16 protein-coding genes are annotated in these 13,951 nt (G+C 49.2%); 9 read left to right on the forward strand and 7 right to left on the reverse strand.

The annotated features are described in order from the left end of the window. Window positions 1–31 precede the first annotated feature (31 nt). Window positions 32–1,015, forward strand: coding sequence for a magnesium transporter (locus WD467_00090; protein ID MEX2452300.1), 984 nt, complete (start codon window positions 32–34; stop codon window positions 1,013–1,015). A 48-nt stretch (window positions 1,016–1,063) separates the two neighbouring features. Then, complete coding sequence (locus WD467_00095) at window positions 1,064–2,710, forward strand: ATP-binding protein (GenBank protein ID MEX2452301.1); 1,647 nt, start codon at window positions 1,064–1,066, stop codon at window positions 2,708–2,710. Here WD467_00095 and WD467_00100 read toward each other — a convergent pair. After that, a complete protein-coding gene (locus WD467_00100; GenBank protein MEX2452302.1) occupies window positions 2,673–3,740 on the reverse strand; it encodes a glycosyltransferase in 1,068 nt (355 codons plus the stop codon). The two genes, WD467_00095 and WD467_00100, sit on opposite strands and share 38 nt — an antisense overlap. 348 nt (window positions 3,741–4,088) lie before the next feature. On the opposite strand from WD467_00100, the gene nusG reads away from it, so the two are divergent. The 5 genes from nusG to WD467_00125 all read left to right on the forward strand — a co-directional run bounded on the left by nusG (window position 4,089) and on the right by WD467_00125 (window position 7,752). Next, the gene (gene nusG / locus WD467_00105) at window positions 4,089–4,631 is read left to right on the forward strand and encodes a transcription termination/antitermination protein NusG (GenBank protein MEX2452303.1); all 543 of its coding nucleotides are present in this window, start codon (window positions 4,089–4,091) and stop codon (window positions 4,629–4,631) included. Window positions 4,632–4,641: 10 nt separating this feature from the next. Next, window positions 4,642–5,064 carry a 50S ribosomal protein L11 gene (rplK, locus tag WD467_00110; GenBank protein ID MEX2452304.1) on the forward strand — a complete coding sequence of 141 codons (423 nt, stop codon included), beginning with the start codon at window positions 4,642–4,644 and terminating at the stop codon, window positions 5,062–5,064. Window positions 5,065–5,125: 61 nt separating this feature from the next. Then, window positions 5,126–6,070, forward strand: a complete 945-nt coding sequence (gene rplA, locus WD467_00115) for a 50S ribosomal protein L1 (protein MEX2452305.1) — start codon at window positions 5,126–5,128, stop codon at window positions 6,068–6,070. Between the two features lie 111 nt (window positions 6,071–6,181). Then, the gene (locus WD467_00120; protein ID MEX2452306.1) at window positions 6,182–6,856 is read left to right on the forward strand and encodes an NUDIX domain-containing protein; all 675 of its coding nucleotides are present in this window, start codon (window positions 6,182–6,184) and stop codon (window positions 6,854–6,856) included. An 83-nt stretch (window positions 6,857–6,939) separates the two neighbouring features. After that, window positions 6,940–7,752 carry a hypothetical protein gene (locus WD467_00125; GenBank protein ID MEX2452307.1) on the forward strand — a complete coding sequence of 271 codons (813 nt, stop codon included), beginning with the start codon at window positions 6,940–6,942 and terminating at the stop codon, window positions 7,750–7,752. 7 nt (window positions 7,753–7,759) lie between these two features. On the opposite strand, the gene WD467_00130 is transcribed toward WD467_00125, so the two are convergent. The 6 genes from WD467_00130 to WD467_00155 form a co-directional block, all read right to left on the reverse strand. Next, window positions 7,760–8,596, reverse strand: a complete 837-nt coding sequence (locus tag WD467_00130) for a deaminase (protein ID MEX2452308.1) — start codon at window positions 8,594–8,596, stop codon at window positions 7,760–7,762. Further along, window positions 8,593–9,204 (reverse strand): adenylyltransferase/cytidyltransferase family protein, encoded by a 612-nt coding sequence (locus WD467_00135; GenBank protein ID MEX2452309.1) that lies wholly within the window; start codon window positions 9,202–9,204, stop codon window positions 8,593–8,595. The genes WD467_00130 and WD467_00135 overlap by 4 nt, the downstream gene beginning before the upstream one ends. Before the next feature lie 59 nt (window positions 9,205–9,263). Then, on the reverse strand, window positions 9,264–9,743 hold the full coding sequence (locus WD467_00140) for an HIT domain-containing protein (protein ID MEX2452310.1): 480 nt from the start codon (window positions 9,741–9,743) through the stop codon (window positions 9,264–9,266). Further along, window positions 9,730–10,227: a dihydrofolate reductase gene (locus tag WD467_00145; protein ID MEX2452311.1), complete on the reverse strand. Its 498-nt coding sequence runs from the start codon at window positions 10,225–10,227 to the stop codon at window positions 9,730–9,732. The genes WD467_00140 and WD467_00145 overlap by 14 nt, the downstream gene beginning before the upstream one ends. 12 nt (window positions 10,228–10,239) lie before the next feature. Then, window positions 10,240–11,232, reverse strand: coding sequence for a thymidylate synthase (gene thyA, locus WD467_00150; protein MEX2452312.1), 993 nt, complete (start codon window positions 11,230–11,232; stop codon window positions 10,240–10,242). 610 nt (window positions 11,233–11,842) lie between these two features. Next, window positions 11,843–12,502, reverse strand: coding sequence for a GGDEF domain-containing protein (locus WD467_00155; GenBank protein MEX2452313.1), 660 nt, complete (start codon window positions 12,500–12,502; stop codon window positions 11,843–11,845). A gap of 258 nt (window positions 12,503–12,760) precedes the next feature. Here WD467_00155 and rplJ point away from each other — a divergent pair, with 258 nt between their 5' ends. After that, the gene (gene rplJ / locus WD467_00160) at window positions 12,761–13,288 is read left to right on the forward strand and encodes a 50S ribosomal protein L10 (GenBank protein MEX2452314.1); all 528 of its coding nucleotides are present in this window, start codon (window positions 12,761–12,763) and stop codon (window positions 13,286–13,288) included. 51 nt (window positions 13,289–13,339) lie between these two features. After that, on the forward strand, window positions 13,340–13,771 hold the full coding sequence (gene rplL, locus WD467_00165; protein ID MEX2452315.1) for a 50S ribosomal protein L7/L12: 432 nt from the start codon (window positions 13,340–13,342) through the stop codon (window positions 13,769–13,771). Window positions 13,772–13,951: the final 180 nt, after the last annotated feature.

Here is a 13,951-nt window from a genome sequence, read left to right on the forward strand (position 1 = left end):
TTTTAAACCCAAGCAAGTTATACTGGAAGAAATGTCTAACCTACAACAGTCATATCCATTTCAGACTGCTGGTGCAATCTGCGAAACCAGCCTGGCCGTACTACCACTTGGTACAAGCTTAAATGAAGTGAGGAAGTTTCTTCATGATAATGGGGATAGTTTGGCTACGGCTGACTATGTATATGCAGTAGATAGTGACGGGCGATTGATGGGATTGGTCTCTCTGCGTCAGGTATTTATGCACGATGCAACCATTCTTATCGATGACCTGCTTGAACGAGAAGTGATCAGTATCGCCCCCCGGGCTGATCAGGAGCACCTCGTGCGTCTCGCCTTAAAACACGAACTGAAATCGGTACCAGTAGTGGAGCGTGGCATCCTCATCGGCGTTGTGCCGCCCCATAAGATTCTCAAGATTCTTCATGATGAGAACGTTGAGGACTTAGTCAAAGAAGCCGGTCTAGTCCAACGCAGTTTAATCAGCGGTAAATCACTAGGCATCCAGATTCGCGGACGGCTACCTTGGTTGCTTTATGGTACGTTTGGCGGGTTACTGGCCGCCGGTGTCGTGCAGAGCTTTGAGCGGGCATTGACAGAGGAGCTGCTCTTGGCCGCTTTCATACCGACCATAGTCTACTTGGCTGGGGCCGTCGGTAATCAGGTACAGACCATCTATGTCCGCGCCTATGCCTTCGGTCTTTCTCGTAGTTTAGGCACCTCGATTCGGCGGGAACTATCGGTAGCTAGCATTATTGGAGTGCTAATCAGTCTAGTGCTAGCCGCCACTATCATGGCCTGGCTTTCCCAGCCAGTTTTAGCATTAATCGTATCTACCGCCGCTCTAATCAGTATTATATTTGCCGGGCTGGTGTCTGTAATCATGCCTTGGTTATTCATCAAGCTACACTATGATCCGGCAGTAGCGAGCGGACCCCTGGGCACAATAGTTCTTGATGTAAGTAGTATCCTAGTCTACTTCAGTGTGGCGCAGTACATTCTCCACTATATCGGCTAGGGACGGTTTAGTTGCCACTATACTTACGCCTAGGCTACAATACTGCTAATGCTAATTAGAGATAAACTGTCGCACCTCCAGCAAGACCATTCGGTTTTTATCGTTCAGATAATTATCGCCATTACCGTCATCATCGACTATTCTATTTCCAATACGATCGATACCAATCTCGGAGGATTGTTCTATATATTGCCGTTACTGGGTATTATCCCCACGCTTTTCTTTCCGGTAGGTGACTACACTGCCCCGCGGGTGCGTCGTCTACTACTCATCCTTCATCATGCTATCGTAGCGGTGCTGCTGATATTCTTTACCGACGTATTTGGTCCTTATTTTCAGCTACTGATCTTGCTGCTTTTCACTTCAGCTATTTGGAACGGCTTGCGCGGTATTGTAGCCAGTCTATTTGTGGCCTACGTCACGGTCGGTATCGCTAGCTGGTACCAATTTCAAGGTAATATGACTCCTTCCCAGTGGTATCAGCTGAGCCTTTATTTGGTTGGCCTTACGGTCTTAGGTCTACTGTTCGAGCGGGTGACGCACAACTATCGCCGTGATACTGAACGGCAAGATGAAGCCAATCAGAGTCTCTACTTCGAACGAACTCGCCTACTTAGCTTAATTAATAGTATGGCCGATGCCGTGGTGGCTACCGATCAGCAAGGGAAGGTATTGCTTTATAATGGAGCGGCCTTAGAGCTGTTTAACACTAACGAATCACTCTACAATCAGTCGCTTGAACATCTTGTCCAGTTGAAACAGCCTAACGGCGAACCTTTTGAAGTTATAGCCGCCGCCCAGCAAGCTTCAGGTACCTTAGTACGTGATGATATCTACTTTCGGGCCAGTGATGAATCGGAGATCGATATCAACCTGAGCGTCTCTCCGGTTTCGTCGCCTGGAAGTGAGCAGAGCCGGGCCGGCTTCATCTTCGTCTTACGGGATATCACTAAACAGAAGACTCTCGATGAGCAGCGTGATGAGTTTATCTCTACCGCCTCACATGAGCTGCGTACCCCAATCGCTATCGCTGAGGCCAATATATCTACCGCTATGATGCCGAAGTTTGCTGATCAGCTGAGCGAGGAGGGCAGGAAGCTACTAGAGCAGGCCCATGAGAACGTACTATTCTTGAGTAATCTAGTTAACGATTTGCACGTCCTGGCTCAGGCCGAGAAGGGTCGGTTGGAGATAGATGTGGCCGAGGTTGATCCGGCTGATTTCTTAAACCGTCTGCAAGATGATTATCGCCAGCAGGCTACTGCTAAGGGCCTGAAGTTTGAGCTTGAAGTAGAGAAGGCTGTCCGACCGATTACCACCAGCCTGGACGCAGTGAAAGAGATCATGCAGAACTTCATCACCAATGCCATAAAATATACTGAAACAGGTACGGTTACCTTAATCGCTCGCGCTGATAGTGAGGGTGATGGTGTAGTGTTTGCCGTCAAAGACAGCGGTATCGGCATATCGGCGTCTGATCAAAAGCATATCTTCGAGAAGTTCTATCGTTCGGAAGACTACCGGACGCGACAGAGTGGCGGCACTGGTCTCGGCCTCTACATCACTAAGCGACTAGTCGAGCGAATGGGCGGACGATTATGGTTTGAGAGTCAGCTTAATAAAGGTTCTACCTTCTATTGTGCGCTACCGGCCGAGCCTATGCTTGCTGATGAGTCACCAACTGGGACTGACTGACGTCTCGCTGCTTCCAGGCGACCGCCCCGCGGCGGTGACGCAAGATGGAGGCCATGAGCAGACCGAGCTCGAGCAGGCAGATGAAGGGTAGGGCTAGAATTCCGAGGGAGGAATTACTGACGTGCCCGCGGATAGTTACGAGCCAAGCCGCCGCCACTATCAGATATAGCCAGGGGTAGAGAGCTAGGCTAATTAAGGGCAGTAAAGTTAGTGAGAAGTGCAGCAGACCAAGGCTATAAAAATCGCGGTATAGTGGCCACAAATAACGAATCCGAGATTCGATCAGGCTACTCGGCTTCTTCAGTAGCACTGTATCGAGTCGATAGTTATTGAAGAAACGGAATCTCCCGGTGCGACTAAAGTGGCGAGCCAGCATCAGTTCGGGCAGCATTACCTCTGGATAGCGTGCAAAGCCACCGTGTTGACGGTAGGCGGTGGTCTTAAATATCTGCAAGCCGCCGTAGGCCGGAGCTAAAGCGGTGCTCTGGTGCGGGATAAGGAGTATCAGCCAGTTCAGCAACGGGTAGGAGAGGATCTGTCGACGCGACTGCAATAGCAGCTGGGGTAGAGTGGAGAGGCCGTCTAGTTTGCCAGCCACCATCGCCCGAATCAGCCGGTTCAAGCCCTTAGACTTAAGTAGTACGTCCGTATCACAGAACACCAGATATTCGCCACTGGCTGTCTGGGCCAATTGTTGACAGGCCCAGTTCTTGCCTACCCAGCCATTCGGTGGTGGTAGACCTTTCATAAAGCGAACTCCATCTTGGGCAAAGGCGCGGATTTTTTCGGAAGTAGCATCGCCAGAGAGGTCGTCCAGGACAATAATCTCTAACTTTGGGTAATCGAGAGCCAGCGCCTGATGCAGGCTGTTTGTGATGGCGTGGGTCTCGTTCCGCGCCGGAATCAGCAGGGAGACAGTAGGTGCTTCAGATGTGTTTAACGGCTTGCCGACAACTCGGTTCGACCAGCTACTGTAGAGTGCTGTGAGTAACAGACCACTGGCTGTGATAGTGACTATGAGGAACAACATATGTCCTATGCTATCATAAGTAGCCTCAACCCTAGCCCGCTAAGGCGATTTCAACACGTACTGATGATTGACAGGCACTAGTGTTATACCGTATGATTGACAAAAGCCCCGAAATGCAGGCTTTTTTTATTTGGAGGACCGTCCGGTTATGCGCGCACTGCTAACGTATTTTAAGGAGTCCTGGCACGAGCTGGAAAAAGTTACTTGGCCGGATCGTAAGACTACGATTCAGCTAACGGTAGCGGTTATCATACTCTCACTGCTCGTGGGCGGATTTATAGCAGCCGTGGACTACGGTCTTACCGAAGTGCTACAACAGATAATTTTAGGATTGTAAGGAGTTAGAGAATGAGCGAAACAGCCGAAGCACAGCGGGCGTGGTATGCCATTCATACCTATTCAGGCTATGAAGACAAGGTGTCGGACAATATCAAGCAGCGCATCGAGACGTTGGACCTAGCCGATAAGATTTTCGACGTTATCGTACCGAAGGAAAAACAGATCGAGATCAAGAACGGTAAACGTCGCGTGGTCGAGAATAAGATCTTCCAGGGCTACGTGCTAGTAGAGATGATTCTATCTGAAGAGTCATGGTATGCCGTGCGCAACACTCCCAATGTTACCGGATTCGTCGGTAGTGGGGACGAACCAACTCCAGTCGGTGAGGACGAGATCCGTTCGATCAAGAAGCGAATGGGTGTGGAAGAGCCGAAGTATAAGATCAACTTCACCCCGGGAGAGTCCGTCAATATCACCGACGGACCATTTAAAGGCTTCGATGGTAGTATCTCTGAGATCGATGAGCAAAAGGGCAAGATTAAGGTATTAGTAAATATTTTTGGACGCGAAACACCGGTAGAGCTAGATAGCTTACAGGTAGAGAAGGTATAAGGAGTAAATCATGGCTAAGAAGATTGTTGCGAATATCAAGATGAGAGTGCCGGCCGGGAAGGCTACACCGGCACCACCGGTTGGCTCTATCCTGGGTCAGTACGGTGTGAATATGATGGATTTTATAAATCCGTTTAACGAACAGACTCGAGATATGCAGGGTAGTTTACCGGTTCACGTGACGATTTACGAAGATCGAAGCTTCACCTTCATTGTTAAGGGTCAACCGACCGATGATTTGATTCGGGAAAAACTCGGTATCGATAAGGCTTCCGGTGAGCCAAACAAGACTAAGGTCGGTAAGCTCACTGCCCAACAGGTGGCCGAGATTGCTGAAGTTAAGCTAGTCGATATGAATACCGATGACCTAGAGGCTGCTAAGCGTGTGGTCGCCGGTTCCGCTCGTAGTATGGGCGTCGAGGTAGAGAAGTAATAAACTAACGCAACAGTGGGACCTCGCTACTAGCGGGGGCTTGGACCACGAAGGAGATAAGATGGCTACAGAGACTGAAATTAAGAAGATGAAGCGCGGTGAGCTGAATGAGTTTGCTGCCACTCTCGGGCTTAACCCGGATGAGTACGCTCGGATTGATGACCTGCGTAGTGCCGTATTTACGACTATGAGTGAATCGGCTACAGAAGAGAGCAGTGAGACTGCTGAGGAGACAGAGACAGCTACACCGAAAAAGACTAAACGCACTGCTAAATCGGCCCCGCCGGCAAATCCTCCTCGCCCTCGTGTTGAGCGTCGTAGTAAGCGCTACCGTGGGGTACTTAGCGAAATCGATAAGAGTAAAGAGTATGAGCCAGCCGAAGCTATAGCGCTCGCTCAGAAGACATCAAATGTTAAATTCGACGCAGCCGTCGAGCTGCATATCAACCTAGGAGTCGATCCTAAACAGGCCGATCAGTTAGTCCGCGGAACGCTTGTCTTACCTCACGGTAGCGGCAAGAGTCAGCGTGTGGCAGCTCTCGCCCCTGATGCAGAGCTGGACAAGATAAAGAAAGCCGGCGCTGACTTAGCTGGTAACGAGACCTTGCTAGAGCAGATTGGTAAAGGTGAAGTCGAGTTTGATATTCTCGTAGCCCACCCAGACATGATGCGTGATCTAAGTAAACACGCTAAGACACTTGGCCCACAGGGGCTGATGCCTAGCCCGAAGGCCGGTACGGTTACGGCTGACGTCGCCAAGACAGTTAAGGAGCTCAAAGGCGGACGTATCGAGTACCGGGTAGATCGCTACGGCATTATTCATCAGATTATCGGTCGGGTCAGCTTCACTTCAGAGCAATTGTTGGAGAATCTCGAGGTGCTGCTAGGTGCCGTTAAAGGGTCACGCCCCAGTTCTATCAAAGGAACTTATGTTGAGAGCTTAACCCTTACGACCAGCATGGGACCGGCTATTAAGTTAGCTGCTAGCAGCGTACAGGGCGCCTAAAACTACAAAGTATTTAGGCTAAAAAGAGAGTTAAGAGCGAGGCGTAGGTCTCGTTCTTATACTTCGGTCAAGGTAGCTTGACTGGACATTAGCGAATTATCTCTCTACACTATGCCTGGAGATAAAGGTGCTATGCATCCAATAAAACAAGACATTTTAGAAAAGCTTATCCTGAGTCAAGGATTGCGCTTTGCAGCATTACGGCCAGTCGAAGTTGAGAATAACCACTTCATCTACTACCTCAGGCAACTCCAAGACGAGGGCATGGTAGAGAAGACTGATAATCTCTACCACTTGAGTGCACAGGGTAAGCAGGAGGCCGAGCGTATGAGTTTGGCTGGTTTAAGCGTACGTCTGCAGCCTAAGATCGTCACCGCCCCCGTTTGCTTTCGAGATGATCGGCAAGAGGTGCTTCTTTTCCAGTGGGCTAGAGAGCCTGGGTACGGTAGGTACAGCTTGGTTAACGGTAAGCTCCACTTCGGGGAGTCGGCCCTCTCAGCTGTCGAACGTGAGTTATTAGAAAAGACCGGTCTCAAAACAAAACTTAAGTGGGCCGGTAACGTGTACATTCGTGAGTTCGGGCGTGGTGAGTGTAAGAAACACCAATTATCTCATGTATTTGTAGGGGACGACCCGACCGGAGAAATTATTAAGTGCACGGCTGGGGTGGCAGTCTGGGTGCCCATAAACACTCTGATTACTCTCGATCTCTTACCAGGCACTCGGGAGATTATAGACCTGCTAGATATAGGTAGGCTGTTCTATGAAGAACTCGAGCTTAGCTAACCATGTCAAGCTCATGGTTATTCGTATGATCTATACTATAATGTGTGCCACTTAGGTCAACTTTATACGGGGAGAAATTATACATGAGTGAGCTATCTTCTGGTCTTACTACTCAAAGCTCTTACGTGGAAATTCACCAACGATTTGCGGATAGCGAATACGGGCAGACGTTAGCAGGGGTTATACGTTACGACCGTTACCGACCAGAGCAGGTCGACCCTGGGCAGTGGCGGAAACTTCTAGGAGCCGACGTTAACTGTTTGGAGCATATGCCAATCACATACGGTATAGCTCGTCAGTTCGTTCTCTACCATGAAGCGGAAGACGATTCTCCTGTTAGGTTTAGTAACTTCGAAACGTATGTGTTCCTATTGGCTGCTAAGGTTCATGATTGGCAGGAGGCAGTAGTAGGGGATATTAACTACGAGCTTAAGACGGCCGATGATGAGTCTGTTGAACGTACGGTATTCTCCCGGCTCTTCGATGAATTCTTCGATCTGGACGATCCCAGACGTGACGAAGTCAAAGCTCACCTCGACACGATTATATTCGATAGAGACTCCAAGTTAGGCCATGCTTTTAACGCAGTTGAACGGATCGGGTATTTGCGTACCGGCCTTCGAGCCTTTAATGTAAGCCCAGGACAGGACCAGATTCTCACCGAGCATCTGGAGTGGCTGGCTACAAGCGTGTTATCCAACCAAATAACGTCACTTCTAGAATACGCCGAGGTGTACCCTTACGTCCGACACTATCTAAGGGCTAATGAGAGCCGTATATCGGCCGCCTTCGGTGCCCTAACGGTCGAGGTCTTTATGCGCCATGGACAAGCTGAACCGGATCGACACCAGGTTTACATGTTAGCCCAGACCGCCTGGCGCGGCCGTGTACTGTGAATGCGAATTAAAGCTCTACTTTAATTAGTTCGATATCGTAGGTGGCAAAGATATCTCCAGCATCAAGTCGGGAGTACCCTTCGGTGTAGTAGACTTTGCTAATGCCTGCTTCGGCAACCAGCTTAGCGCAAACGGGGCAAGGGAAAGTAGTGACGTAGAGGCTGGCTCCTTCTAGTGCAGTACCATTGTGGGCCGCTCGGGCAATGAGGGCGGCCTCACTATGTATCGCTTTTGATACCTCGATAAATTCACCGGCGTCGAAATTACTACGCGGATCGCCGAATGTGTTAGAGGAGTAGTCTTTAGCCACCAACGGTCGATTGTGGGCTAGCAGGAGTATAGTACCGCCCTTAGTTACGAGTGATCCCACCTGTCGCCACCAGTCCGGGCTCTTCTGAGCTTCATCAACTGCTTTAGCCATTAGCTCTACGTCTAACTTCTGGCTTGAGAGTTGGCGGTGAGCCGGGGCCTCACTGTCTTGCGTACTAATCTGTCGGTCCCAACGGAGGAAAGTGGAGATTAGTTTAACCTTCTTGCGGTCGAGGTACTTGTCTATAATCAGCTGAGATACGTCTTCGTCCGGCATAACTATCGTGTCGTATTTATTCAGTGTAGTTTTGATAGTCTTCTTATTAAGGACGCCGATCTTTTTAGTGGTTTCGATACTGTCGACTGCGCGGCGCATTATATTGGGCTCTATAGCTCTTATATCTCGATCGAGTCGGGGTATTTCTTTCAGTAAGTCTTCGCCAATCAGGTATATATCACCCACATGGTGCTGAAAAAAATTTATATAACCCTGATGAAGCGCAGGGACATAGGCGACTATAGCTTGGTTCGTCATTTATTACGAATTCTCTCTATGAACTGTTTAGTAAGGGTGTGTATCTCTTCCGCTAGCTGCTCCGCTCCGTCGATTGTCAGACGTCTGATGCGCGCCGTCGTAGAAGTAGTAGATTGAGGCGTGAGAGTGACTATCTGGCCGCAGTGCTCTTCATACTCTTTTTTTAGATCATCTGGAAAGTCCCCGGTGCTGGAGGAAGTTACCAGAATATCCGGTTTAACCGCGCGAATCAGATCGCCGATGTCGTGGTCGAGCTGGCGTAAAAATACTAGGTCGACATGACGTAAGTGGACTAACATCTCAATTCGTTCCTTTTCGGGTACGATCGGACGGCTTTTGCCTTTACGTTTGCGGGTGAGTTCATCGGAATCGATGCCGACAATTAAAATATCGCCGTACGACTTGGCCATTTCGAGATATTTAGCATGTCCTTCGTGTATTAAATCGTAAACACCCTGGGTTAACACAATCTTGTGATTATCTGCCCGTAAGAGGGTTAGAAATTCACTTAAAGTCTCAAAATCAGCGATTAGGCGTTGAGCAGAGTTGCTGCTGTTTTGTTTAACAACAGCTATATCAGGTATAGACACCACCTTTTTTCTTGACATACAGGAATTATATTGATGCGACGGGCACAAGTCAAAAATAGCAATCTACTATTAAATAATTACTGCCGGCGCGGGGTGATATGAAAGAGTAGCGGTTTTTGACTAAAGTCTACTCCTTGAGCCGGTACTATAAAGTGGATGTGCAGATGGTGGACAGTCGCGCCCGTTTCTGAGGGGTCACCGAAACGCATAGCGATAGCGCCACCCTTGATAGCAAATTTCTGTTCTAAGTCCTTGAAGTAACCGAAGGCCTCAGTTAAGAACTCATCGCTTAGCTCTTGGATACTAGTAGCATGAAGTTTAGGAATGGCCATGATGTGGTAGTCGGTATTCTCGTACGGATAGCCGTTATGCACTAGAAATGAGTGTTCGCCTTCAGCAATGATATCGTCTTTCTCGCCGTAGAATTCAGGAATGTGTTCGGGACACATAAAACAGATTCCGCGTTCAGCGATGCTCTCCATCGCGGCACGTTGATCTGCCTGACGGGCATTAGGGAGATAAACTGTGGTTGGTGGGGTGTCTTTAGATTCGTTCATATTCAACAAAAGTGTAGGGATATCGGTTGTTTTCATCAACCTCGTAAGTTTGACTACGGGATACTTCTTGCCATTCGGGAGGAATCTCCGGGAAGTAGGTATCCCCAGGGAAGTCGGCCTCAATCTCTGTTACTACGAGTCTATCTACAGTCGGCATAGCGATACTATAGACCCTACTGCCCCCAATCACGTAGATACCCCCCTCATCGGCGGCACTCTCGTAAGCTGATTCGAGTGAGTTGACTACGGTGCAGCCGAGAAGCTGTAGATCTCGCTGTTTAGTTAAGACGATGTTATGTCTATTAGGTAGGGGTCGACCGATTGATTCATAGGTGTGTCTTCCCATAACAACTGCGTGGCCGAAGGTAAGCTCCTTAAAATGACGCAAATCTGCCGGTAACTGGCCGTGCCACGGCATCGATCCCTTGTAGCCGATGGTTCGGTTTCTGTCGTAAGCGACGACTATTGTTTTTTCAGGAGCCATACAGTTATCTCCTTATTGCGGGGTCGGTATATGGAAGTAAGGGTGAGCATCGTATTCATCCAGCTGGAAATCATCGGGGCGATAACTAAAGATATCACTACGAGGTGCATCAGACGGTGATTTATCAGATCGAATATCAGGATCGACAGGTACTTCGTTAGAAACCAGGACTCGCGGCAGTGGCTTCGGCGCTCTATCTAGCAGTTCTTCTACCTTTTCAAACTGATTCTCATAAATATGTGCATCTGATATGACGTGAATGTAAGCTTTCGGTCGATAACCGGTAGCTTGAGCTAGCATTACGGTAAAGGCGGCCCACTGGGCAATGTTATTGACAACACCTACTGGCACATCACCGCTTCGTTGGAAATGCTTCAGTGTAAGATCACCGTTCGCTGTAACCCGGGCGTGCAGTACGGTACCGTGACAAGGTGCAACGATAACCTTCGAATCATACCCTGGTGCTCGAAAACTTTCGGGTGGATACCACGAAGTTATCATATGGCGGCGGAGCTGAGGTAGGTGACGAATCTGGTCAACCATGGCTTTGATTTGGTTAAATGGCTCCCCGTTCCGATCTGGGAATGCAGCTAGGTTGGGGCCATATGAGGCGCTGCCGAGGTCACCTTCAGCTAGCCCAAGCATAGCGGTCATTTCAGGTGTGACCTGGCCTTCCCACCATTTACGTGGCATGCCGTAGCTCTCTAACTCATCTAAAGTGTGAGCTCCGTTCATGAAGCCGACAAGTTCACCGATAGCTTTGGGAAATACTTTGCTTAAGTTACGTTCAGTGATGAGCGGGAATCCATTAGTAAGATCGTAGCGCATGGTATGCATGTCGATATAACGGGCAGTGGCCGGTCGCTCTACACCTTCCTCGTCAAGTTTGAGCGCAGTTACTTCTTCCTCGCCTCGGAGCATAATTTCCTCTAGTAGCTGCCGGTACTGCGTATCCGGCTCTCTATCCTCGTTGTATCCTATAGGATCTATAAATTCTGCACTCATAAATAATAAAACTCCTTTGTCCATCATTTTACCTCATAGACAGACGCATAGCATGCATAACTATTATGGTGGAGATATGCTAGGGCGGGAGAGGGAGGTATGACCGGGTGGTGGTCGGGGTGGTCGGCACGGCGCAGGTGGGTTTATCCACCAATTGTGCACCCTTCGCAGCCGACCACCCCGGAGGAGTTACACCATCTAGATGTCGTTGAGACTACCGGGCCGGTACACGAAGACCGATGAGCTTGCCCTCTTCCTCAATGGGTAACAGCACTCCTCGTTGGATGCATCGGTCTACGCACTTCTCGATTGCCTGTCTGGTGGTTCTCCGGGCGGTTGAGCAGCGGAGGAGATCACCGGCGATGTCGTCGCGGCGAGTGAAGTACGTACCACCCTTTTTTCGAACCAGCGCCACGATCTCCCGCTCGGTACGCTTGTTGGACACTGTCCCTCTCCCAAAATGTAAATGTACACTCGAAAAGTTACCCTTCGAGCGGTGGAATCAGATGATTCCATGCAAGCCTTATCGTTAAAACTTGCATCGAGTCACCCCTATCGGCAGCTAAGCTATAGACTCACCTTAAATAATAAACAGCTAATCTGTCAAATACTACTGTGTAAGTTGTCGGTAGGACAGTACATGCCCCTTACCGGCTTCCTTAGTGGCGTAGAGGGCATCGTCGGCCTGTTTGTAAAGTTCTGTCCAGTTTGTCTGATCGCTCAATGAGCTAACCCCGGCCGAGATGGTACAGTTGAACTCAGTTCTACCGTTATAGCTGATGTCGGTACCGGCAACCAGGCGGACTAGGTCGACGGCAATCCCTAGAGCGTCATCTTCATCGGCATCGAGTAGAGCTATCACGAACTCATCTCCACCAAAACGCGCGATAATGTCATTCTCACGCAGACGAGCATTCATCGCGTCAGTAACCGTCTTTAAAGCTGCGTCTCCGGCTGGGTGGCCATAGGAGTCGTTGATAATTTTAAAATCATCTACATCGATGCAGATTAGAGATAGCCGGGCCGTATTAGGGTTGTCGTGTCGGCGTCGCTTAAGCTTACTCCATTCCTCGTCAATTAACAGCTCAAAGCCACTACGATTTACTACCTGAGTGAGATGATCGATGTTCTTCTCCGTCGTCAACCGTTCGATCTCACGCTGTTGGAGCTGGATAGTATCGCGCATATCGCTCATGCGGTCACGGATAAAGGCTTCCTGCGCTAGGTCGTTCAGCTCATTACTAGACTGGCGTGCGAGTTCATTTATCATAGTTATGACATTATATACTACAATAGTCAATTAATTCAAGCTTTGACATCAGGTAGAGGGATAGGCTATACTCTCCGACAGTGAGCCAAAGACCGTAGCGCTCAGCCCTAAAGGTTGAATTAAGAATGCTACCGAGGTATATCCAACTAAGTCGGAACTAAGCCTTAGTTGGCAACAGCTAGATTGTTGAATATATCTCTGACTGGTCGGTGTCAGAGATTTTTTAATGCTCACTAAACATAATAACGAGGTACCATCATGGCAATTTCTCGTACACAAAAAGAAGCCCAGGTTGAAGCTCTGAAAGAAGAGTTCACTCAAAGCAGTATGACCGTAATGACGGCCTATAGTGGTCTAACGGTGCATGAGGCGCAAGCGCTGCGCAAGCAGATGCGTGAACTGGGCGGAAACTTCCGCGTGGTAAAGAACGCGATGTTCAAACTGGCCGTAGCCGACAGCTTTAAGGATCTCGATCTCTCACAGCTCGAAGGGCCGATCGCCGTCGCCTTCGGTTACAGTGACCCGGTAGCACCGGCTAAAACTATCAGTGACTACGCTAAGAAACATGAGTCATTGACACCACTAGGCGCTTTTAACGCTCAGGGTGAATGGTTCGATGCCACCCAGGTGGCTAAACTGGCCAGCCTGCCAAGTCGCGAGCAGTTGACGGCGCAACTGGTAGGTACTATCGCAGCTCCACTAAGTGGATTCGTTAGCGTCCTACAGGGTAACCTGCGTGGACTAGTAACGGTTCTCGACGGCGTCGCACAGGCTAAGGAAGCATAATTAACTTAAATTAGATAATTACTCGATTAATTCGAGTTAAAGGAGAATATCATGGCAGAAGCAAAAGATAAGACCGCAGAGGTCGCAGAAGAAGCAAAGACCGAAATTCCTAAGAAGTTTGAGAAGCTGGTAAAAGAGATCGAGACTCTCAGCACACTGGACTTGAGCGAGCTAGTTAAAGTTCTAGAGGACCACTTCGGTGTGTCAGCCGCCGCTCCAGCCGCCGCCGCTGCAGCTCCAGCTGCTGAAGCTGGCGAAGCTGCCGAGGAAAAGAGTGAGTTCACTGTAACTCTAACCGATGCCGGCGCTAGCAAGATCAACGTCATCAAGGCGGTACGAGAGATCACTGGCTTAGGTTTAGCCGAGAGTAAGGCCATTGTTGATGGTGCTCCGAAAGCCGTCAAAGAGAACGTAGCGAAGGACGAAGCTGAAGATGCTAAGTCTAAGCTCGAAGAAGCTGGCGCTACCGTCGAGCTAGCCTAAGCTAACTCAGACATCGCGCGAAACATTATACTGCTCGGGCAAGGGTCCCGAGCAGTTTTTGTACTCGGCGCCAGACCGGGATAGTAGCTTGTATAAATGTTTTGACTTTTGTATAGTAAAACTGATACAGTGATGGGGAAATAAAGTTAGGGAGCTTTATTCTACGTTTTATTAATTAGG

Source organism: Candidatus Saccharimonadales bacterium (assembly GCA_040903985.1).
Classification (GTDB): Bacteria; Patescibacteriota; Saccharimonadia; order QS-5-54-17; family QS-5-54-17; genus JBBDUI01.

Coding starts and splice junctions, on each gene's coding strand:
- WD467_00090 (MEX2452300.1), top strand. CDS start 32: ATGTCTAACCTACAACAGTCATATCCATTTCAGACTGCTGGTGCAATC.
- WD467_00095 (MEX2452301.1), top strand. CDS start 1,064: ATGCTAATTAGAGATAAACTGTCGCACCTCCAGCAAGACCATTCGGTT.
- WD467_00100 (MEX2452302.1), bottom strand. CDS start 3,740: ATGTTGTTCCTCATAGTCACTATCACAGCCAGTGGTCTGTTACTCACA.
- nusG (MEX2452303.1), top strand. CDS start 4,089: ATGAGCGAAACAGCCGAAGCACAGCGGGCGTGGTATGCCATTCATACC.
- rplK (MEX2452304.1), top strand. CDS start 4,642: ATGGCTAAGAAGATTGTTGCGAATATCAAGATGAGAGTGCCGGCCGGG.
- rplA (MEX2452305.1), top strand. CDS start 5,126: ATGGCTACAGAGACTGAAATTAAGAAGATGAAGCGCGGTGAGCTGAAT.
- WD467_00120 (MEX2452306.1), top strand. CDS start 6,182: ATGCCTGGAGATAAAGGTGCTATGCATCCAATAAAACAAGACATTTTA.
- WD467_00125 (MEX2452307.1), top strand. CDS start 6,940: ATGAGTGAGCTATCTTCTGGTCTTACTACTCAAAGCTCTTACGTGGAA.
- WD467_00130 (MEX2452308.1), bottom strand. CDS start 8,596: ATGACGAACCAAGCTATAGTCGCCTATGTCCCTGCGCTTCATCAGGGT.
- WD467_00135 (MEX2452309.1), bottom strand. CDS start 9,204: ATGTCAAGAAAAAAGGTGGTGTCTATACCTGATATAGCTGTTGTTAAA.
- WD467_00140 (MEX2452310.1), bottom strand. CDS start 9,743: ATGAACGAATCTAAAGACACCCCACCAACCACAGTTTATCTCCCTAAT.
- WD467_00145 (MEX2452311.1), bottom strand. CDS start 10,227: ATGGCTCCTGAAAAAACAATAGTCGTCGCTTACGACAGAAACCGAACC.
- thyA (MEX2452312.1), bottom strand. CDS start 11,232: ATGAGTGCAGAATTTATAGATCCTATAGGATACAACGAGGATAGAGAG.
- WD467_00155 (MEX2452313.1), bottom strand. CDS start 12,502: ATGATAAATGAACTCGCACGCCAGTCTAGTAATGAGCTGAACGACCTA.
- rplJ (MEX2452314.1), top strand. CDS start 12,761: ATGGCAATTTCTCGTACACAAAAAGAAGCCCAGGTTGAAGCTCTGAAA.
- rplL (MEX2452315.1), top strand. CDS start 13,340: ATGGCAGAAGCAAAAGATAAGACCGCAGAGGTCGCAGAAGAAGCAAAG.